The following is an 18533-nucleotide window of genomic DNA, read 5'->3' as shown; positions in this document are numbered from 1 at the left end:
GGTTACTTCGCGACGGCCTCGCGGACGGCGGGGGCGACCTCCTGGCCCCAGCGGGCCAGGAGGGTGAGGTCGGCGGCGCCGTGGCCGGTGTCGAAGAGCGTGAAGCCGGACGCGCCGTGCTCCAGCACCGCCCCGGTCAGCTCCTCGACCCACTGCGCCACCGAGCCGCCGATCCACCGGCCGTCGCGGTCGCGGGTGGCGGGCAGCGGCCGGTCGGTGATGCGGCCGGGCAGGTTGAACACGGTACGGATCTCGCCCGGGTCCCGGCCTGCCGCTGCCGCCGCCTCGTCGATGACGGGACGCGAGGTCCGGTAGCGCTCGCTGAGCCAGTCGGCCGCGTGGCCGGGGATCCACCCGTCGGCCACCCGCCCGGTGGCGGCCAGCGACTTCGGCCCGACCGAGCCCGTCCACACCGGCGGCGCGGCGACGGGCGCTGGCTCGATGCGGCGCACTCGGTAGTGGGTTCCCTCGTAGGTGACCGGAGGGCCGCCGCCGGACAGCAGCTTGACCAGGACGATCGCCTCCTCGAAGGCGTCCACGGCCGCGCCCGGCGACAGCCGGGGCACGCCCATGTCCGTGATGCGGTCCCACAGCCCGCCCGCGCCCATGCCGAGCACGACGCGGCCGCCCGACAGCGCCGACAGCGACGTCACCGTCCGCGCCAGCATCGGGGCGGGCCGGGTCGGCAGGTTGGTCACGTTGGCGAATCCCGCGATGCGCTCGGTGCGGCCCAGCAGGAAGCCGAGCGCGGCGTAGGCGTCGAGGCGCCCGCCGAGGTACGGGTGGTCGGAAAGGGTGAAGATGTCGAGCCCGTCCCGGTCGGCCTGCTGGGCCATGCGCAACAGCTCCGGCACGTCGTCGATGCCGGAATGCGCGCCGAAGCCGAAGACGACGTCATGTGCGGACATGGTTCTGCCTTTCCCTCAGGCCGCGCCCGAAAAGGATTGCGGTTCGTGCCACGAACCATATTAGTTCGTGGCACGAACCGCAAATTCCGGCTTTCGTCTCAGCGCACCTGATCGGGCTCCAGGAAGACGGTCGGCACCTGGTTGTCGGTCACCACGCGGCCCAGCAGGGCGGCCAGCGTGTCGCGCTCGGCGGCGGTGAACCCGGCCGTCAGCTCCTCGACGCGGCGGCAGGTCTCGGCGTAGAACTCGTCGGCCAGCCTGGCGCCGCGCCGGGTGAGCGCCACCCGCACCGCCCGGGAGTCGTCGGGGTCGGGCCTGCGCTCCACCAGGCCGTTGCGCTCGGTCCGGTCGACCAGGCCGGTGAGGCTCGACTTGGCCAGGCCGAGCACCCCGCCCAGCTCGGTCATGCCATAAGGCTGCGCCATCAGCACGCACAGCAACTGACCCTGCTGCTGGGTGATGCCGTATTCGCGGGCCGACTCCACGTACACGGCATTGACCAGGAACGTGGACCGCACCAGCGCGGCCACCGCCCCTATCTCGCCGGCGACATTCTCACTCATCGGCCAAGCGTAACAAATTCGCGCCACGAACTACCCGGCGGCCTAGCATCGGGCGCGTGGAAGCGATGGGTGAAGAGACGCTGGAAGCCGTGTTCGAGGAGCAGCGGCCCAGGCTGTTCGGTCTGGCCTACCGGCTGCTCGGCTCGGCGGCCGAGGCCGAGGACCTGGTCCAGGAGACGTTCCTGCGCTGGCGTCAGGCCGGCCGGGCCGACGTGCCGGCCGCCTGGCTGACCAGGGTGATCACGAACCTGTGCCTGAACGAGCTCGCCTCCGCGCGGCGGCGGCGGGAGAGCTACGCGGGGCCGTGGCTGCCCGAGCCCGTGCTCACCGGCGACGGCGCGCTCGGGCCGCTGGAGACCGTCGAGCAGCGCGAGTCGGTGTCGCTGGGCCTGCTCGTCCTGCTGGAACGGCTGAGCCCGGCCGAGCGGGCCGTGTTCGTGCTGCGCGAGGCGTTCGGGCACAGCCACGCCGAGATCGCCGCCATGCTCGGACTCGGCGAGGCGCACTCGCGCCAGCTCCACCGCCGCGCGCGTGAGCACGTCGGCGCGGCGCGCAAGCGCTTCGACGCCGACCGCGACCAGCACCGCCGCATCGTCGAGAAGTTCCTGGCCGCGACCCTGGACGGCGACGTGGCGGGCCTGGAACGGCTGCTGGCCGCCGACGTCGTCGCCTGGGCGGACGGCGGCGGCTCGACCGCGGCGCGGCGGCCGGTGCGCGGGCGCGCCAGGGTGCTGCGCTACCTGGGCGGGTTCGGCCTCCGTCCCGAGGCGGCGGCGGTGACGGCCGTGATCGCCGAGGTCAACGGCGAGTACGCGGCGCTGCTGCGGCACGACGGCGAACTGCGCGCGGTCATGGCCGTGGAGATCGCCGGCGGGCGCGTCACCGCGGTGCGGACGATGGTGAACCCGGACAAGCTGGCATTCGCCGCCGCCCAGCTCGTGTGAGCACGCTCACAGCGCGACGCTGTCACGAATCGCCCGGCTCGCCGGTTCAGGTGGGGACTTCGAACGGGAGGAACCATGACAGGACACATCGTGGTGCTGGGCGGCGGCTACGCCGGTCTGGGCGCGGCCAAGCGGGCGGCCCGGCGGCTGCGCGGCACCGGGGCCCGGGTGACGCTGGTGAACGCGGCCGACCGGTTCGTGGAGCGGGTGCGGCTGCACCAGCTCGCCGCCGGGCAGCGGCTGCCCGACCTGCCCCTGCGCGGCCTGCTCGACGGCGCCGGGGTGCAGCTCGCGGTGGCCACGGTGACGGGGATCGACCTCGCCGCCCGGGTCGTCCGGCTCGACGCGGCCCCGTACGAGCTGGGCTACGACGTGCTGGTCTACGCGCTCGGCAGCGGCGCCGACCTCGGCGCGGCGCGAGGGCTGGCCGAGCACGCGTACACGGTCGCCACCGAGCGCGAGGCGGCCAGGCTGCGGTCCCGGCTGGCGGCGGCGCGGTCGGTCGCCGTGGTGGGCGGCGGGCTGACCGGGATCGAGGCCGCGGCCGAGTTCAAGGCGGCCCGCCCGGGACTGGAGGTCAAGCTGGTGTCCGGCGGCCCGATCGGGGCCGGGCTGTCCGCGCGGGCCCGCCGCCACCTGCGCCGGGCCTTCGACCGGCTGGACGTCACCGTGCGCGAGCACGCCCCCGTCGCCGAGGTCGGCCCCGGCGGGCTGCTCCTGCGCGACGGCGGCGAGGTGCCCGCCGACACGGTGGTGTGGGCGGCCGGGTTCCGCGTCCCGGAGCTCGCGGCGGCCTGCGGGCTGGCCACGGACGAGCACGGCCGCATGCTGGTCGACGCGACCCTGCGCTCGCTCTCGCATCCGGAGGTGCTCGGCGCCGGCGACGCCGCCGCCGTGCGGGGCTCGCGCATGTCGTGCCAGACCGGCCTGCCGCTCGGCCTCCAGGCGGGCGACGCGGCGGCCGCGCTGCTCACCGGCCGCGCCCCGCGACCGGCGCGGATCCGGTACGTGTGGCAGAACATCAGCCTGGGCCGCCACGACGGCGTCACGCAGTTCACCCGCGCCGACGACAGCCCGAGCGGGCCCGTCCTGACCGGGCGGCCCTCCGCGCTCTTCAAGGAGGTCATCACCCGCGGCACCGTCTGGCGGATGCGGCACCCCCACCTGTCGCCCTGACGAGGGCCGATGGCGCGATCTGTGGGGTGCGTGTCGTTGACGCCATCGGGGCGCGGGCTGGACCGTGGAAGGGTGCAAGCACACCGCATCGCCTTCGTGATCTACGAGGGGTTCCAGTCGCTCGACCTGGTCGGGCCGCACGAGGTGTTCCAGCTCGCCGGAGGCTACGACTGCGCGATCGTCGCCCCCGTCCCCGGGCCGGTCCGCGCCGAGCACGGCCTGCCGGTGCACGCCTCCCACGGCGTCGCCGACCTCCCGCCCGCCGGCTTCGACACGCTGGTCGTCGCGGGCGGCGGAGGCGTCTACGAGGCCAGGAACGACCCGGCGCTGACCGGCTGGATCGCCGCCGCGGCCGACGGCGCCCGGCGGGTCGCCTCGGTCTGCAGCGGGGCGTTCCTGCTGGCCGAGGCCGGGCTGCTGGCCGGTCGCCGTGCCACCACCCACTGGGCCAGGGCCGAGCGGCTGGCCCGCGAACACCCGGAGGTCACCGTCGACCCCGATCCGATCTTCGTCCGTGACGGGCCCGTCTGGACGTCGGCCGGGGTGACCGCCGGGATGGACCTGGCGCTGGCGCTGGTGGAGGAGGACCACGGGCAGCGGGCCGCGCTGGAGGTGGCCCGCCAGCTCGTGCTGTTCCTGCGCAGGCCGGGCAACCAGTCGCAGTTCAGCGTGGGGCTGTGGTCCGCGCAGCCCTCCTCCGACCCGGTACGCCGGGCCGTGGCGGCCATCCACGCCGACCCCGGCGCCCGCCACGACATCACCGACCTGGCCGCGCACGCCGGGCTCAGCCCCCGCCACCTGCAACGCCGCTTCACCGCCGAGCTCGGCCTGCCGCCCGGCGCCTACGTCGAGCGGGTCCGGGTGGAGGCGGCGCAGCGGGCCCTGGAGGACGGCGGCGACCCCGTCGACGTCATCGCCCGCCGCTACGGCTTCGGCACCGCCGAGACCCTGCGGCGCAGCTTCCACCGCCGCCTGGGCGTCGCGCCCTCCGACTACCGAGACCGTTTCCGATCCACCACGGGAGGACATCCGTGACCACGTACGGACTGCTGATCTTCGACGACGTCGAGGAGCTGGACTTCGCCGGGCCCTGGGAGGTGTTCACCACCTCCGCCATCCTGCGCGCCGACGCCGACCTCGCGGTGCTCGTCGCCGAACGGCCCGGCCCGGTCCGGGCCAGCAAGGGCCTGCGGGTGCTGCCCGACTGCACCCTGGACGACAGCCCGCCGCTGGACGTCCTGCTCGTGCCGGGCGGGCGCGGCGCCCGCGAGGTCCAGCCGCACAACCCGGCAGTCACCGGCTGGATCGCCAAGACCGCCGAGCAGGCCACCTGGGTGGCCAGCGTGTGCACCGGGGCGTTCCTGCTCCACGCCGCCGGACCGGCGCGCGGGCGCCGGGTGGCCACCCACTGGGCCTACGAGGACGCCCTGGAGGCGCGCGGGGACGTCACCGTCGTCCGCGACGCCCGCTATGTCGTGGACGGCAACGTGATCTCCACCCAGGGCGTGTCCGCCGGGATCGACAGCGCGCTGTGGCTCGTCGGCCGGCTGCACGGCCGCGACCACGCGCGCGCCGTCCGCCGCGAGATCCAGTACGACCCCGCCCCGCCGTATCTGGCCGACGAGCCGCTTCAGGCGGGCGGGTAGGCCGTCGAGACGAGGCGGGCCAGGAAGGCGTCCAGGTCGTCGAGGCCGTAGGCGGCCAGGACGTCGGGCGGCTGGGTGAGCAGATAGGTCAGCGCGCTGTTGATCGCCAGCGTCACCGTGGCCGCGCCGTGCCGGGTGGCCGGGAGCCCGGCGGCCCGCTGGGCGGCCAGGTGCAGGTCGAGGTCGGCGCGGGTGAGGCGGGCCAGGGTCTCGCGCACCTGGGCGTTGCGCGCGGCCTCGGCGTGCAGTTCGAGGTAGGCCAGGATGCGGGACCGGTTGTCCGTGAGCGCCCGGTCGATCATGCGGCGCAGCAGCGCGAGCAGTCCGTCCACGTCGTGCACCTCGGCCTGCTGGAGGTCGCTCCAGTAGCGCTCCACGCACCGCTCGGCGGCGGCCCGCAGCAGGCTGTCGCGGGTCGGGAAGTAGTTCTTGGCCGTGCCCTCCGGCAGCCCGGCGACCCGGTCCAGCGCGCGGTGGGTCAGCCCGCGCCCGCCCTCCCCGGCCAGCACCTCGATGGCCGCGTCGCGCAGCCGGTCGCGCCGGTCCCTGTTCTCCACCATGACGGCCCATTCTCCCGCTCGACACAACCACCACAAACGTGGTACCACATTTGGGGTGATGAGAATGAGGAAAGCCGCCGTCGTGGGAGCCGGGGTCGGCGGGCTGACGGCCGCCATCGCCCTGCGCCGCATCGGCTGGGAGGTCTCGATCTTCGAACGCTGGCCGCGCATCGTCGCCGAGGGCACGGCCCTCGGCATCCGGCCCGACGCCCAGGCCGCGCTGGCGGGCCTCGGCCTGGGCGAACGGCTGCGCGAGCGCACCGTCCCCTACCGGCACGCCCGCATCCGCACCCCCGACGGCCGCCACCTGGCCGACCTGCCGCTGGAGCGCATCGAACGGCGCGGCGGAGCGCCCGTCCGCATGCTGTCGCGCGTGTCGCTGATCGAGATGCTGGTGGAGGAGGTGGACCCGGCGACGATCAGCACCGGCGTGGAGATCACCGACCCCGCCGCGCTGCGCGACTCCCACGACCTGGTGATCGGCGCCGACGGCGTGCGCAGCGCGGTGCGCCGGGCGTTCTTCGCCGCCCCGACCCGGCCCCGCTACGCCGGCATCGTCGCCTGGCGCGGCGTCGTCCACGGCTTCGAGCCGCAGGAGTACGGCGAGACCTGGGGGCGCGGGCAGATGTTCGGCATGACGCCGCAGTCCCCCGGCGTCACCAACTGGTACGCGCCCGTACGGACCCCGAAGGGGGTGCGCGAGACCCTCGGCGACCTGCGCGCCCGTTTCGCCGGCTGGCACGACCCGATCCCGCGCGTGCTCGCCGCCGCCGAGGAGGACGCCGTGCTGCGGCACGAGGTCCACGACCTCGCCCCGCCGCTGGCCTCGTACGTGACCGGCAACGTGGCCCTGCTGGGCGACGCCGCCCACGCCATGACTCCCGCGCTCGGGCAGGGCGCCTGCCAGGCACTGCTCGACGCGACCGCGCTGGCCGCCTGCCTGCGCGACCACCCCGGCGACGTGCCCGGGGCGCTGCGCCTGTACGACGCCGGGCGGCGTCCGGCGGCCGAGCGGATGGTCACCGCCTCGCGCTGGATGACGCGCCTGGCCGGAGCGGGCCGCCTGGCCGGGCCTCGCAACGCCCTCATGCGCCTGGGGAGGCGGTGAACCCGGTTCGCGGAGAATGCCAGGATGGGGCGCATGGGCGCGGGGGAACTGCACGGGAGAAAGCCCGAAGAGGACACGATCGCCGAGCTGCTGGCGGCGGCTCGGGGCGGCGCCAGCTCGGCGCTGGTGCTGCGCGGCGAGGCGGGCATCGGCAAGACGGCGCTGCTCGACCACGCCGCCGCCACCGCGGGCGACCTGCGGGTGGTGCGCGGCACGGGGGTCGAGTTCGAGGCGGAGCTGCCGTTCTCGGGCCTGCAACTGCTGCTGCGCCCGGCGCTCGGATCACTCGGCGCGCTGCCCGGCCCGCAGCGCGCGGCCCTGGAGGGGGCGATCGGGCTCGGGCCCGCGACGGGCTCCGAGCCGATGCTGGTGGGGCTGGCCGCGCTCTCCCTGCTGGCCGAGCACGCGGGTGAGACGGGGCTGCTGTGCCTCGTCGACGACGCGCAGTGGCTCGACCGGGCGTCACGGGACGCGCTCCTGTTCGCCGCCCGGCGCCTGCACGCCGAGGGCATCGTCATGATCTTCGCGGCGCGGGACGGCGAAGGCTCCTTCCCCGCCCCCGGCCTGCCCGAGCTGCGCCTGTCCGGGCTGGCCCCGGAGGCCGCGGCGGCCCTGCTCGACCGGCACCCGCTCGCGCCCGCCGTCCGCTTCCGGCTGCTCGCCGAGGCGGGCGGCAACCCGCTGGCGCTGCTGGAGCTGCCGATCGCGCTGGCCGCCGAGGGCGGCAGCGCGTTCGCGCCGGGCGCGCTGCCCCTCACCGGCCGCCTGCAACTGGCCTTCCACGGCCAGGTCAGCCGGATGCCCGCGGCCTGCCAGAGCCTGCTCCTGGTGGCGGCGGCCGACGAGACCGGCGAGCTGGCCGTGATCCTGCGCGCCGCCGCCGAGCTGGGCGCCACGGTCGAGGACCTGTCCCCCGCCGAACGGGCCGGCCTGGTGGTGCGCGGCGACGCCGACGGCACCGTGATCCGCTTCCGCCATCCGCTGATCCGCGCCGCCGTCCACCAGCGCGCGCCGCTCGGCGAACGCCTCGCCGCGCACCGCGCGCTCGCCGCCGCGCTCGGCTCGCCCGAGCACGCCGACCGCCGTGCCTGGCACCTGGCGGCGGCCGCCACCGGCGCCGACGAGGAGGCCGCCGCCGCGCTCGAACGCACCGCCGCCCGCGCCCGCGAGCGCAGCGGCCACGAGGCGGCCGCCGCCGCGTACGAGCGGGCCGCCAGGCTGAGCGCCGATCCCTCCGCCAGGGCCCGCCGCGAGGCCCTGGCCGCGGAGGCGGCGCTGGAGGCCGGCGACATGGACCGCGCCCGCGCCTTCGGCGACCGCGCGACCGGGCCGGACAGGCCCCCGGCGGTACGGGCGCGGATGGCGCAGGTGCGCGCGCTCGCCGACTTCTGGCAGGGCGCCTACCCGGCCGCCCACCGGCTGCTGCTCGACGGCGCCGGCCTCGTCCGCGACAGCGACCCCGGCCAGGCCGCCACGCTGCTCGTCCAGGCCGTGCACACCGCCTGGTACCTGGGCGAACAGCAGCTCGCCGGCACGCTGGACCGGCTGGCCGCGCTGCCGCTGGACGACGCCGACCCGCTCGCCCCCGTGGGCCCGTACCTGGTCCATCTCGACCCGTCGGGCCGGGCCGGCGGGCCGCCGCCGCTGGCCGGTACGCTCGCCGCGATCCGGCGCCGGGGCGAGGTCCCCGGCCAGGTGCTGATGATCCTCTGCGGCGCGGCGCTCGTGCTGGGCCAGGACGCCGACGCCTACGAGCTGGCCACCGCCCTCGCCGCCGAGCAGCGGGACCGGGGCGGCGCCGGGCGGCTGCCCACGGTGCTGTTCTTCGTGGCCGAGGGCGAGGTGTTCACCGGACGGCACCGCGACGCGCTCGCCACGGCCGCCGAGGCCCTCCGGCTCGCCCGCGACACCGGCCAGCAGCAGTGGGTCAGCCAGTTCAGCAGCGTGCTCGCCTACCTCGCCGCCGCCGAGGGCGACGAGGCGGCCTGCCGGAGCCACGCCGAGGCGGGGCTGGCCGGAGCCACCGCCGGGGCCGTCTCCCCCGGCGCGCCCTGGGCGCACTGGTCGCTCGGCCTGCTCGACCTGGGTCTGGGCCGCGCCGAGGCGGCGCTGGCCCGCTTCGAGCGCCTGACCCGCGAGCCGATGCGCCACCACATCTGCGCCACCCGCTCCACCCCCGACCTCGTGGAGTCCGCCGTACGGGTGGGCGCGCCCGAACGCGCCGCCGAGCCGCTGGCCCGCTTCGAACGGTGGGCCGAGACGGTCCGGCAGCCGTGGGCCGACGCGCTCGTCCTGCGCTGCCGCGCGCTGCTCGCCGACGACGACCGGGCCGAGGCGCTCTACACGGCGGCACTCGGACGCCACGACCAGGACGGCCGCGCGCTGGAGTACGCCAGAACCGCGCTGCTCCACGGCGAGTGGCTGCGCCGGGCCAAGAGGAAGGCCGAGGCACGCGGCTCGCTGAGCGACGCCCTGGAGGTCTTCGACCGGCTCGGCATGCGGCCGTGGGCCGCCCGCGCCCGCGCCGAGCTGACCGCCACCGGCGCCCAGGCCGCCGAGCAGGCCGAAGGCGCGGCCTCCGCGCTCACCCCGCAGGAGCTGCAGATCGCCCGGCTGGCCGCGCGGGGCCTGTCGAACCGCGACATCGCCGCGCAGCTCTTCCTCAGCCACCGGACGGTCGGCTACCACCTGTACAAGGCCTACCCGAAGCTCGGCATCGCCTCCCGCGGCGAGCTGAAAGATCTGGACCTGTGAGATCGTGGACCTCATGGAGGTACAACCCGGGCAGATGCTCCCCGTGGACGTCGAGACGGTCCCGCCGTACGAGCTGGCTCCCGGCGTGGTCGTGCGGACGCTCCCCGGCATGCCGGGCATCCGGACGTGGGTGATCGACCTCGCCCCCGGGACCGAATGGCCCGACGTGGACGTCCACGAGACGTACGGCGAAGCGTACTTCGTCGTCAGCGGCGAGCTCATCGAGGGCGAGCGCACCCACGGCCCCGGCACGTACGTCGCCTTCGGGCCGCGCACCAGCCACCGGCCCCGCACGGAGACCGGCGTGCGCGCCTTCGGCTTCAACTACGACGAGCGCCCCGGCGCCTAGCCGGCGGCCCGCGCGTTCAGGCGATCAGGAGGCGCAGGCCGAGCTCGGCCGCGTCGAGGCCGAGGAGCTCCCGGTTGCGTTCGGCCCAGCGGCCGGAGGCGAGGTCGTCGCGCAGGGTGCGCACCGTGCGCCGCTCGGCCTCCGGCCCGACCCTGGACCAGACCGACATCCCGCGACGGACCCGCTCGTCCAGGTACGCCTCCGGCCGCCGCCAGTAGGCCTCGAAGAAGCCGTCGGCGCAGTCCCACGGGATCGGCACCGGCTCCGTGCGGGCGCCGATCGCGGCGGCCAGCTCGGTGATCGCCGGGCGGCCGGTGAGCAGGCCGGCGACCTCCGGCAGGTAGTCGCGCGTGAGCCAGAACCGCCGCAGCCATCCGGCCTCGCTGGTGTCGTGCGTGAACACGACCACGCGACGGGCCACCCGCCGCATCTCGCGCAGCCCGGCGATCGGGTCCCGCCAGTGGTGGACGGAGGAGACGGTCATCGCGGCGTCGAAGGACCGGTCGCCGAACGGCAGGCTCTCCGCCGACCCGGCCAGGCACGGCGCCGCGTCGGGGGCGCGCTGCGACCGCATGAGCGCCGACGGCTCCACCGCGACGACCCGGCGGTCTCGGGGCTCGTACGAGCCGGTGCCCGCCCCGACGTTCAGCACGGTCCTGGCGTCGCCGAGCGCTGCCAGGATGCGCTCGGCGACGCGGGGGTCGGTGCGCCGCGTCGCGGTGTAGGCGGCTCCGATGGTGTCGTACAACTGCGTGCCGGACATCAGCCCTGCCTCTCCCCGCTGGTCCCGCCATTGCATCACAGCGGGGGCGAACCGCGGAGCCCCCGGTTGACCTTGACACGGTGACAAGGGCTTCGCTGGGCGGCATGACCGCGATTGCGCGAGTCGGCGATGGCGGTCGCTGGGCTGGACGCGGAGCGGGACCGGGAGGCGCTCGACTCGGTCGTCCTGACGTTCACGCACTCCAACCCGCGCAGGGAGCGGCTGCCGGTGTTCCCCGACGAGGCGCTGCGCGGCCTCGCCATGCCGGTCCTCGTGATCGCCGGAGACCGTGACGCGATGTTCGACTCCCGGGGGACCGCCCGGCGGATCCGCCGGTGCGTCCCTCGGGCGAGCGTGAAGCTGCTTCCCGGCGTCGGTCACGCGATCTTCGGCCAGGCGGCGACGATCACCGGGTTCCTGGCCGGGGATCGCCGGAGGGCGTAGGCGGGACGGCCGTGGCGATGCAGTCGAGGACCCGCCTGAGCCCGTAGCGGAACTGCTCGTCGCGGCTCAGGTGCGGCTGGCGCGCCTCCGTCACGATCTTCGCGAAGATCGGGTACTGCCCGCTCTTCACGAGCTGGTCGATGTACGGGTAGCTGCGCGCCATCCACTCCGGCTCGGTGAGCCCGCTGAGGCGGAACTCCCTGGCCGAGCTGATCTCCTCCCGGACGGTGCCCTCGACGTAGCTGTTGAGGAGGCCCACGAGGCTGAGGTTCTCGTCGATGGGGACGAAGGGGTCGAGCACCCCCATCAGCCGTTCGATCAGGAGCAGCTGGTTGGGCCCGAAGCTGGGCAGCGACCGCTGCACGGCGGCGATCCACGGGTGGCGCAGCCACATGGCCCGCAGCTCGTCGGCGTAGCGGGTCAGGTCGGCCCGCCAGTCGCCGGAGGGCAGGCCGGTGACGTCGATCTCGCCCATCAGCCGGTCGGCCATGAGCTCGATCAGGTTGTCGCGGCTGGGGACGTAGCGGTAGAGGGACATCGCCCCGGCGCCGATCTCGGCGGCGATCCGCCGCATGGTGGCGGCCTCCAGCCCTTCGGCGTCGGCGATGCGGACGGCCGCCTCGGTGATCTGGGCGCGGCTGTAGGCCGGCTTCGGCCCCCGGGCGGGGCGCTCGGGCCGCATCCAGATGTTCACGTACTCGGCGTCCGCCACCGTCACACCTCCTTGTTGCGTACATAGTACCCAGTGGCTTAGCCTGGCCGACATAACCGCGTACAACGTACCCAGTGGAGGTGTCCGTGTCTGATCCCATCGTGGTCGCCGAAGGGCTGCGCAAGTCCTTCGGCGACACCCACGCCCTGCGGGGCCTGGACCTGAGCGTCCCGAGAGGAACGGTCTGCGGCCTGCTGGGGCCCAACGGCGCCGGGAAGACCACGGCGGTGCGCATCCTGGCGACCCTGTCCGCCCCCGACGCCGGGCACGCCCGCATCGCCGGGCACGACGTCGTCCGCGAGGCCGCCCAGGTGCGCGAGCGGATCGGGCTCGCGGGCCAGTACGCCGCCGTGGACGAGAAGCTCACCGGCCGGGGCAACCTGCGCATGTTCGGGCGGCTCTACCACCTGCCACGGCGTCAGGCGCACCGCCGGGCCGACGAGCTGCTGGAGCGCTTCGGCCTGACGGAAGCCGCGGACCGGCCGGTCGGCGGCTACTCCGGCGGCATGCGGCGCCGCCTCGACCTGATCACCTGCCTCATCCTCCGCCCCGAGGTGCTCTTCCTGGACGAGCCGACCACCGGCCTGGACCCGCGCAGCCGCGGCGAGATCTGGGACAGCGTCCGCGAACTGGTGGCCGACGGCACCACGGTGCTGCTCACCACCCAGTACCTGGACGAGGCCGACCGGCTGGCCGACGACATCGCCGTCGTCGACCAGGGGAAAGTGATCGCCACCGGCGCCCCGGACGAGCTGAAGGCCACGATCGGGGACCGCCTCGACGTCGTCCTCGAAGACCCCGCCACGCGGCCCGCGGCGGCGGCCGTGCTGAACGCCCTGGCCGGCGCCGAGCCCGCGACGGCCGACGCCGACCGGCTCAGCGTCGCCCTGCCCGCCACCGGCCTCCGGCTCGCCGACATCGTGCGCGACCTCGACCGCGCCGGGGTCGCCGTCGCCGACGTGAGCCTGCGCCGCCCCACCCTCGACGAGGTGTTCCTGCGCCTCACCGACCGCAAGGAGCCCGTCCGATGACCGTGATCCCCGTGCCGCTGGGCCGCCTGCGCTGGACGCTCACCGACGGCCTCACCCTGGCCGGCCGCGAGCTGAGCCGGTTACGGCAGGAACCCGGGCAGATCGTCGCCGCGCTGCTCTTCCCGGTCGTCATGGTGCTGCTGTTCGGCTACGTCTTCGGCAGCGCCATCCAGGTGCCGGGCGGCGGCGACTACCGCGCGTACCTCATGCCGGGCCTGTTCGCGATGGTGACCTTCACCGCCGTGCAGGGGGTCATGGGGCGGATGGCCGCCGACGCCTCCCGGGGCGTGATGGACCGCTTCCGCTCCATGCCGATGGCCCGACTGGCGGTGCCGTTCGGCCACAGCGGGGCCGACTCCCTGATCGGCGTGCCGCTGCTGGGCGTCATGGTGGTCACGGGCCTGCTGGTGGGCTGGCGGCCGCAGCAGGGCCTGCTCCCCGCCGCCGAGGCGTTCGCGCTGATCGTGCTGCTGCGCTACGCGCTGGGCTGGGTGGGCGTCTACCTGGGCCTGGCGGTGAAGGACGAGCAGGTCGCCGAGGCGATGGTGCCGCTGGGCCTGCCGTTCACGATGCTGTCGAACGCGTTCGTCCCGACGGACGGCATGCCCGCCTGGCTGCGGTTCGTCGCCGAGTGGAACCCGGTGAGCGCGCTCACCGCCGCCGTCCGACGGCTGTCCGGCAGCCCGGGAGCCCTGCCCGGGGACGCGGCCTGGCCGCTCACGCATCCGGTAGCCGCCGTCCTGCTCTGGTCGGCCGCGCTGCTGGTGATCTTCGTCCCGCTGTCGCTGCGCGCCTACGCGCGCAAAGGACGCTGAACGCCTCATGGAGGAGATCATGGTCACCGAGAAGGACCGTGACGCGGCCGTCCGGCGCCTGCGGGACGCGTACGCCGACGGCCACGTCACGCACGAGGAGATGGACGGGCTCCTGCACCGGCTGCTCACCGCCGGGACGCGCGGCGAGCTCCGGGCGGCGCCGGCCACGCTCCCGGAGGAGGACCCGGGCGCCACGGCCGAGATCGCCGCGGCCGCCGGATCCGCCACGCCCGCCGCTGACGCCCCTGGTCAGGCGCCGGGCTTGACGAACTCCTCGATCAGCACTGGATACTGCTCCCCGCCGCGTCCGGCGGCGATCGCGCGGTCGGCCAGCGCCTTGATGAGCTTGGGCAGCTCGGCGTTGACCCCGACCGCCTCGCTCTCCTCGACCAGGTGCGCCATCGCCCGCACGTCGGTCTCCAGGGCCGACACGTCGGCCGGGTAGGAGCCCGCGTCGACCTGCTCGGCGTATCCGGGCAGCCAGCCGGCCACCTCCTCGGCGATCATCCGCGTGAACGGCGTGAACGTCGCGGCGTCCACGCCCGCCGTCCTGAGCAGCGCCACGCCCTGGAGCCAGCCGTTCAGCACGCTCCACATCATGGCCAGCCCGGCCACGTCGTACAGCGAGGCCAGCCCGTGGTCCTCACCCAGGTAGGTGAGGGTGCCGAGCGCTTCGAGGACCGGCCGGTGCGTCTCGAAGTCCTGGTGCGGCCCGCTGTGCAGGATCACCGCCCCGGCGGTCCCGATGGACGGCGGGATGGCCATGACGGCGCCGTCGAGGTAGCGGGCGCCGCGCTCCCCGGCCCACCGGGCGGTCTCCCTGGCCTGGGCCGAGTCGCCCGACGTCAGGTTGACCAGCGTGGCGCCGTCCAGGTCGGCCGTGGCCAGCAGCTCGCGCACGGCCTGGTAGTCGGTGAGACAGATGATCGTCAGCGGGCTCGCCTTGATCGCGTCGGCGGCGGTGGGGGCCGGTCGCGCCCCCTCGGCGACCAGGTCGCCGGCCTTGGCCGCCGTGCGGTTCCACACGGTGGTGGGGTGCCCGGCCCTGAGGAACGCCCCGGCCAGCGCCCGGCCCATCAGCCCGAGCCCGAGAACGGTAACGGAAGAGGTGGTTTCGTTGTTCATGCCAGCATCGTCAACGTTGATACCGGTATGAAGGTCAAGTGAGGGTGCGATGCGGATCGGGGAACTGAGTCGCCGGACGGGCGTCAACGCCCACCAGCTGCGCTACTACGAGTCCCAGGGACTGCTGGAGGCCGAGCGCGGGTCCAACGGCTACCGCGAGTACGACGAGGACGCCGTGCTGCGGGTGAAGCAGATCCGCCACCTGCTCGGGGCCGGGCTGTCGTCGGAGGACATCGCCTACCTGCTGCCGTGCGCGGCCGGGGAGGAGCCTGAGCTGCTGGGCTGTCCCGAGCTGCTGGACGCCATGCGGGCGCGGATGCGGCGGCTGGAGGACCAGATGGACCGCCTCGCCCAGTCGCGCGACGCCCTGGCCCGCTACATCGTCGCGGCCGAGCGCACGAGCGCCGACAGCTACCCGCCCTTCCACGGCGCGGGCCTGGCCGTCACGGGAGTCGGATGAGACGCCGCTCGACGGCGGCCGTGACGGCGGCCGTGCGCGTGTCGACGCCGAGCTTGCCGTAGATGTGCACCAGGTGGGTCTTGACCGTCGCCTCGGTGATGAACAGCCGCCTGGCGATCTCCCGGTTGCCCGCGCCGCTGGCCAGCAGCTCCAGGATCTCCACCTCACGGCCGCTGAGCGCGGGCGCGGGCTCGCGCATCCGCCGCAGCATCCGCGTCGCCACCTTGGCCGACAGCACCGTCTCGCCGCGCGCCGCGGCCCGGATGCCCTGGAACAGCTCCTCCGGCGGGCAGGCCTTGAGCAGGTAGCCGGTGGCCCCGGCGTCGACGGCCCGCATGATGTCGGCGTCGGTCTCGTACGTGGTCAGGACCAGGACCTGCGGCGGCGGGGACAGCTCGCGGACGCGCCGGGTGACCTCGACGCCGTCGAGGCCGTCGCCGAGCTGCAGGTCCATGAGCACGACGTCCGGCCGCGCGGCGGCGATGCCGCGCAGCGCCTCGGCCCCGCCCTCGGCCTCGCCGACGATCTCCATGTCGTCCTCGCCGGACAGCAGCGCCACCAGCCCCGCCCGCACCACGGGATGGTCGTCCACCAGGAACAGCCTCATCGCTCCCCGATCCTGCCGGGCACCCGGGCGGCGACCGCCGTCCCCTCGCCGGGCGCGCTCTCGACGGTCAGCACGCCGCCCACCTCCGCCAGCCGGTCGCGCATCGCCCGCAGCCCGAAGCCCCGGCCGGGGGCCGGGACCGGCTCGGCGAACCCGGTCCCGTCGTCGAAGACGTCCAGCGTCACCTCGCCGTCGAGGTAGGACAGGGTCACGGTGGCGGTGCGGGCGCCGGAGTGGTCGCGGACGTTGGCCAGCGCGCCCTGGGCGACCCGCAGCAGCGCCGCCTGCACGTCGGGCTCCAGCGGGTACGGCTCGCCCTCCAGCCGGAAGCGGACCCGGGCCGCGCCCGCCTCGCTCTCGCCGAGGCGGGCCAGCGCCTCGGGCAGCGTCACGTCGACCAGGCCCGGCGGCTGGAGGTCGCGGACGAACCGGCGGGCCTCGTCGAGGTTCTGCTCGGCGGCAGCGGCGGCCCGCCGGACGTGGGCGCGGGCCTGGGCGGGGTCGGCCGTCCACATCCGGTCGGCGGCCTGCAGCAGCAGGCCCATGCTGGTCAGCCCCTGGGCGAGCGTGTCGTGGATCTCCCTGGCCAGGCGCTCGCGCTCCTCCAGGACGCCCGTGCGGTGCCGCGAGTCGGCCAGCGTGCCGCGCGTGCGGATCAGGTCGTCGATGAGGAGCTGCCGGGCGGCGCTCTCCCGCTGGAGCTCCCAGAAGATCACCGCGGTCATGGTGGCGATGCCGATCGGCGCGAGGATGAGGCTGGGGTCGATCTCCCGGGCGATCTTGAGCTGGGCCGCGATGACGATCAGCGTGAGCGTCGCGGCGGCCACGGCGAACCCGCGCGCGCTCAGCAGCCGCAGGCACACGAACAGCAGCGGGACCGCGCACCAGCTGAACGACGGCGCGAGCACCACCAGCGCCAGCCAGATCACGGCCACGCAGCCGAGCCACACCAGCCGGCCGCGCCCGAGCCGGCCCCAGAACACGATCCCCACCGCGTACGCCACCGCGAGGACGGCGCAGACGACCAGGGCGGCGACGGTCTGCGCGACCAGCCCGTGCCGCGACACCAGCCGCAGCGCGGAGGCCACGAGCAGCAGGTAGAACCCCACGTGCATGGCCCAGTTGAGCCACGTGCGCTCCCTCATCACCCCTCCCCGTCCGCTCATCTTCCGACGTTATCCCCTGTGGTCGGAGGGCGGATCAACCGATCGGTTGACCGGCGGCCCGGCCGATCGGCGCGCGGGGATCGTCCGTCCTCGCGATGGCGGCGGGCCCGCCCGGCGGCAGGCTGGGACCGCAAGCTTCACCCGCTGACCTTGGGAGACATGATGACCGGATCGTTCCGCACCCGCCTGATCGCCGGCGCCGTCACGGGGCTCGCGCTCCTGACCGCCGCCCCCTCCCCCGTCCAGGCCGCCGCGCCCGCCCCCGCCGTCGTCCAGACGGGCACGCTGTCGGCCGGCGCCGCGCTCAAGGTCGCCGACGCCGCGCTGAAGGAGGCCGCCAAGCTGAAGCAGCGCGTCACGGTGGTGATCGTCGACCGGTCCGGCGCGACCCGGCTGGTGCTCAAGGGCGACGGCGCGGGCCCGCAGACCGAGGAGTCGGCCCGGCGCAAGGCGTTCACCGCCGTGTCCTTCGGCCGGGCGACCAGCGAGCTCGCCAAGGGCCTGACCGGCTCCGGCCCGAACATCGCCGACATCCCGGGCACCCTGTTCCTGGGCGGCGGCGTTCCCGTGGCCTCCGGCGGCGCCCCCGTCGCGGGCATCGGCGTCGGCGGCGCCCCCAGCGGCGAGATCGACGAGGCCATCGCCCTCGCCGGCGCCAAGGCGGTCGCCGGGCAGCTCGGCTGAACCGCCCTCCGACGTGCAGGATGATGGGATGAGGCGCCGGACGATTCTGGCCTGCGGGATCGGGCTGCTGCTCGCGGCCTGCGGTTCCCGGACGCGAGACGGTGTGAAAGGAGACAACGTGCTCAACGAGGAACTACGGGCCGCCGCCGCGCGCGGTGACGCCGCCGCGGTGCGCGACGCGCTGGCGTCCGGGGCCGACGTCGAGTCCCGTGACGGGCAGCGCCGCACCGCGCTGCTGCTGGCCGCCGCGGCCGACCACGTCGAGGCCGCCAAGGTGCTCGTCGCGGCCGGGGCCGACCCCGACGCGCAGGACGCCAGGCAGGACACCCCGTGGCTGGTCACCGGCGTGACCGGGAGCGTCGAGATGCTGCGGGCGCTCCTCCCGGCCGGCCCCGACCTGACGATCCGCAACCGCTACGGCGGCGTCTCCCTCATCCCCGCCTGCGAGCGCGGCCACGTCGACTACGTGCGCGAGGTGCTCAAGACCGGCATCGACGTGAACCACGTCAACGACCTCGGCTGGACCGGGCTCCTGGAGGCCGTCATCCTGGGCGACGGCGGCCCCGCCCACCAGGAGATCGTCCGCCTGCTCATCGCGGCCGGCGCCGACGTCGACCTGGCCGACCGCGACGGCGTCACCCCGCTCGCCCACGCCGTCGCCAAGCAGCAGACCGAGGTGGCCGCCCTGCTGCGCGGGGCCGGGGCGCACTGACGCCGC

21 protein-coding genes and 1 pseudogene are annotated in these 18533 nt (G+C 75.1%); 14 read left to right on the top strand and 8 right to left on the bottom strand.

Annotation, left to right across the window (positions count from 1 at the left end; genetic code table 11):
- Positions 1-2: 2 nt before the first annotated feature.
- Positions 3-908 (bottom strand): LLM class flavin-dependent oxidoreductase, encoded by a 906-nt coding sequence (locus tag ACWDXC_RS35195; protein ID WP_364180079.1) that lies wholly within the window; start codon positions 906-908, stop codon positions 3-5.
- Between the two features lie 98 nt (positions 909-1006).
- Entirely contained in the window at positions 1007-1471 is a 465-nt protein-coding gene (locus ACWDXC_RS35190) for a MarR family winged helix-turn-helix transcriptional regulator (protein ID WP_449989434.1), read from the bottom strand.
- Between the two features lie 65 nt (positions 1472-1536).
- Between ACWDXC_RS35190 and sigJ the strand changes: the two genes are divergently transcribed.
- The 4 genes from sigJ (at position 1537) to ACWDXC_RS35170 (ending at position 5237) form a co-directional block, all read left to right on the top strand.
- A complete protein-coding gene (gene sigJ, locus ACWDXC_RS35185) occupies positions 1537-2415 on the top strand; it encodes an RNA polymerase sigma factor SigJ (RefSeq protein WP_449989617.1) in 879 nt (292 codons plus the stop codon).
- 75 nt (positions 2416-2490) lie between these two features.
- Positions 2491-3591: an NAD(P)/FAD-dependent oxidoreductase gene (locus ACWDXC_RS35180; protein ID WP_449989431.1), complete on the top strand. Its 1101-nt coding sequence runs from the start codon at positions 2491-2493 to the stop codon at positions 3589-3591.
- Between the two features lie 72 nt (positions 3592-3663).
- The gene (locus tag ACWDXC_RS35175) at positions 3664-4626 is read left to right on the top strand and encodes a GlxA family transcriptional regulator (RefSeq protein WP_449989429.1); all 963 of its coding nucleotides are present in this window, start codon (positions 3664-3666) and stop codon (positions 4624-4626) included.
- On the top strand, positions 4623-5237 hold the full coding sequence (locus ACWDXC_RS35170) for a DJ-1/PfpI family protein (RefSeq protein WP_449989426.1): 615 nt from the start codon (positions 4623-4625) through the stop codon (positions 5235-5237). The genes ACWDXC_RS35175 and ACWDXC_RS35170 overlap by 4 nt, the downstream gene beginning before the upstream one ends.
- Here the strand turns inward: ACWDXC_RS35170 and ACWDXC_RS35165 are convergent.
- A complete protein-coding gene (locus tag ACWDXC_RS35165; protein ID WP_357587936.1) occupies positions 5222-5797 on the bottom strand; it encodes a TetR/AcrR family transcriptional regulator in 576 nt (191 codons plus the stop codon). The genes ACWDXC_RS35170 and ACWDXC_RS35165 overlap by 16 nt on opposite strands.
- 58 nt (positions 5798-5855) lie before the next feature.
- On the opposite strand from ACWDXC_RS35165, the gene ACWDXC_RS35160 reads away from it, so the two are divergent.
- Genes ACWDXC_RS35160 through ACWDXC_RS35150 form a run of 3 tightly spaced genes read left to right on the top strand, consistent with a single transcriptional unit; the run spans position 5856 to position 10008 of the window.
- On the top strand, positions 5856-6905 hold the full coding sequence (locus ACWDXC_RS35160; protein WP_449989423.1) for an FAD-dependent monooxygenase: 1050 nt from the start codon (positions 5856-5858) through the stop codon (positions 6903-6905).
- Between the two features lie 33 nt (positions 6906-6938).
- Entirely contained in the window at positions 6939-9659 is a 2721-nt protein-coding gene (locus ACWDXC_RS35155) for an AAA family ATPase (RefSeq protein WP_449989422.1), read from the top strand.
- Positions 9660-9672: 13 nt separating this feature from the next.
- Positions 9673-10008 (top strand): cupin domain-containing protein, encoded by a 336-nt coding sequence (locus ACWDXC_RS35150; RefSeq protein ID WP_449989420.1) that lies wholly within the window; start codon positions 9673-9675, stop codon positions 10006-10008.
- Positions 10009-10024: 16 nt separating this feature from the next.
- Here the strand turns inward: ACWDXC_RS35150 and ACWDXC_RS35145 are convergent, their stop codons facing one another.
- Entirely contained in the window at positions 10025-10771 is a 747-nt protein-coding gene (locus ACWDXC_RS35145) for a class I SAM-dependent methyltransferase (protein WP_449989417.1), read from the bottom strand.
- Between the two features lie 129 nt (positions 10772-10900).
- Here ACWDXC_RS35145 and ACWDXC_RS35140 point away from each other — a divergent pair, with 129 nt between their 5' ends.
- A complete protein-coding gene (locus tag ACWDXC_RS35140) occupies positions 10901-11215 on the top strand; it encodes an alpha/beta fold hydrolase (RefSeq protein WP_449989415.1) in 315 nt (104 codons plus the stop codon).
- Here the strand turns inward: ACWDXC_RS35140 and ACWDXC_RS35135 are convergent.
- Positions 11178-11933, bottom strand: a complete 756-nt coding sequence (locus ACWDXC_RS35135; protein WP_449989412.1) for a TetR/AcrR family transcriptional regulator — start codon at positions 11931-11933, stop codon at positions 11178-11180. The genes ACWDXC_RS35140 and ACWDXC_RS35135 overlap by 38 nt on opposite strands.
- An 80-nt stretch (positions 11934-12013) precedes the next feature.
- Between ACWDXC_RS35135 and ACWDXC_RS35130 the strand changes: the two genes are divergently transcribed.
- The 3 genes and pseudogenes from ACWDXC_RS35130 to ACWDXC_RS35120 all read left to right on the top strand — a co-directional run.
- Positions 12014-12958 carry an ATP-binding cassette domain-containing protein gene (locus tag ACWDXC_RS35130; protein WP_449989409.1) on the top strand — a complete coding sequence of 315 codons (945 nt, stop codon included), beginning with the start codon at positions 12014-12016 and terminating at the stop codon, positions 12956-12958.
- Positions 12955-13773, top strand: a complete 819-nt coding sequence (locus tag ACWDXC_RS35125; protein WP_449989406.1) for an ABC transporter permease — start codon at positions 12955-12957, stop codon at positions 13771-13773. The genes ACWDXC_RS35130 and ACWDXC_RS35125 overlap by 4 nt, the downstream gene beginning before the upstream one ends.
- Positions 13774-13780: 7 nt before the next feature.
- Positions 13781-13936: pseudogene (locus ACWDXC_RS35120) on the top strand (DUF1707 SHOCT-like domain-containing protein); the annotation flags it as partial.
- Positions 13937-14022: 86 nt separating this feature from the next.
- Here the strand turns inward: ACWDXC_RS35120 and ACWDXC_RS35115 are convergent.
- The gene (locus tag ACWDXC_RS35115) at positions 14023-14898 is read right to left on the bottom strand and encodes an NAD(P)-dependent oxidoreductase (protein ID WP_449989403.1); all 876 of its coding nucleotides are present in this window, start codon (positions 14896-14898) and stop codon (positions 14023-14025) included.
- 49 nt (positions 14899-14947) lie between these two features.
- Between ACWDXC_RS35115 and ACWDXC_RS35110 the strand changes: the two genes are divergently transcribed.
- A complete protein-coding gene (locus ACWDXC_RS35110; RefSeq protein ID WP_449989400.1) occupies positions 14948-15358 on the top strand; it encodes a MerR family transcriptional regulator in 411 nt (136 codons plus the stop codon).
- Here ACWDXC_RS35110 and ACWDXC_RS35105 read toward each other — a convergent pair.
- Positions 15342-15965: a response regulator gene (locus tag ACWDXC_RS35105; protein ID WP_449989397.1), complete on the bottom strand. Its 624-nt coding sequence runs from the start codon at positions 15963-15965 to the stop codon at positions 15342-15344. The two genes, ACWDXC_RS35110 and ACWDXC_RS35105, sit on opposite strands and share 17 nt — an antisense overlap.
- The gene (locus ACWDXC_RS35100) at positions 15962-17110 is read right to left on the bottom strand and encodes a sensor histidine kinase (RefSeq protein ID WP_449989394.1); all 1149 of its coding nucleotides are present in this window, start codon (positions 17108-17110) and stop codon (positions 15962-15964) included. The genes ACWDXC_RS35105 and ACWDXC_RS35100 overlap by 4 nt, the downstream gene beginning before the upstream one ends.
- 180 nt (positions 17111-17290) lie before the next feature.
- Between ACWDXC_RS35100 and ACWDXC_RS35095 the strand changes: the two genes are divergently transcribed.
- Complete coding sequence (locus ACWDXC_RS35095) at positions 17291-17815, top strand: GlcG/HbpS family heme-binding protein (protein WP_364180040.1); 525 nt, start codon at positions 17291-17293, stop codon at positions 17813-17815.
- A 118-nt stretch (positions 17816-17933) separates the two neighbouring features.
- Positions 17934-18527, top strand: coding sequence for an ankyrin repeat domain-containing protein (locus ACWDXC_RS35090; protein WP_449989390.1), 594 nt, complete (start codon positions 17934-17936; stop codon positions 18525-18527).
- Positions 18528-18533: the final 6 nt, after the last annotated feature.

It is taken from the genome of Nonomuraea sp. NPDC003214 (assembly GCF_053590035.1).
This window is presented reverse-complemented; position numbering and strand designations above follow the sequence as displayed.

Bases quoted from the DNA above. Each gene is read 5' to 3' on its own strand.
- ACWDXC_RS35110 (WP_449989400.1), top strand. From the start codon at position 14,948: ATGCGGATCGGGGAACTGAGTCGCCGGACGGGCGTCAACGCCCACCAG.
- ACWDXC_RS35155 (WP_449989422.1), top strand. From the start codon at position 6,939: ATGGGCGCGGGGGAACTGCACGGGAGAAAGCCCGAAGAGGACACGATC.
- ACWDXC_RS35100 (WP_449989394.1), bottom strand. From the start codon at position 17,110: ATGAGGGAGCGCACGTGGCTCAACTGGGCCATGCACGTGGGGTTCTAC.
- ACWDXC_RS35190 (WP_449989434.1), bottom strand. From the start codon at position 1,471: ATGAGTGAGAATGTCGCCGGCGAGATAGGGGCGGTGGCCGCGCTGGTG.
- ACWDXC_RS35160 (WP_449989423.1), top strand. From the start codon at position 5,856: ATGAGAATGAGGAAAGCCGCCGTCGTGGGAGCCGGGGTCGGCGGGCTG.
- ACWDXC_RS35095 (WP_364180040.1), top strand. From the start codon at position 17,291: ATGATGACCGGATCGTTCCGCACCCGCCTGATCGCCGGCGCCGTCACG.
- ACWDXC_RS35145 (WP_449989417.1), bottom strand. From the start codon at position 10,771: ATGTCCGGCACGCAGTTGTACGACACCATCGGAGCCGCCTACACCGCG.
- ACWDXC_RS35115 (WP_449989403.1), bottom strand. From the start codon at position 14,898: ATGAACAACGAAACCACCTCTTCCGTTACCGTTCTCGGGCTCGGGCTG.
- ACWDXC_RS35105 (WP_449989397.1), bottom strand. From the start codon at position 15,965: ATGAGGCTGTTCCTGGTGGACGACCATCCCGTGGTGCGGGCGGGGCTG.
- sigJ (WP_449989617.1), top strand. From the start codon at position 1,537: ATGGGTGAAGAGACGCTGGAAGCCGTGTTCGAGGAGCAGCGGCCCAGG.
- ACWDXC_RS35150 (WP_449989420.1), top strand. From the start codon at position 9,673: ATGGAGGTACAACCCGGGCAGATGCTCCCCGTGGACGTCGAGACGGTC.
- ACWDXC_RS35125 (WP_449989406.1), top strand. From the start codon at position 12,955: ATGACCGTGATCCCCGTGCCGCTGGGCCGCCTGCGCTGGACGCTCACC.
- ACWDXC_RS35140 (WP_449989415.1), top strand. From the start codon at position 10,901: ATGGCGGTCGCTGGGCTGGACGCGGAGCGGGACCGGGAGGCGCTCGAC.
- ACWDXC_RS35165 (WP_357587936.1), bottom strand. From the start codon at position 5,797: ATGGTGGAGAACAGGGACCGGCGCGACCGGCTGCGCGACGCGGCCATC.
- ACWDXC_RS35195 (WP_364180079.1), bottom strand. From the start codon at position 908: ATGTCCGCACATGACGTCGTCTTCGGCTTCGGCGCGCATTCCGGCATC.
- ACWDXC_RS35180 (WP_449989431.1), top strand. From the start codon at position 2,491: ATGACAGGACACATCGTGGTGCTGGGCGGCGGCTACGCCGGTCTGGGC.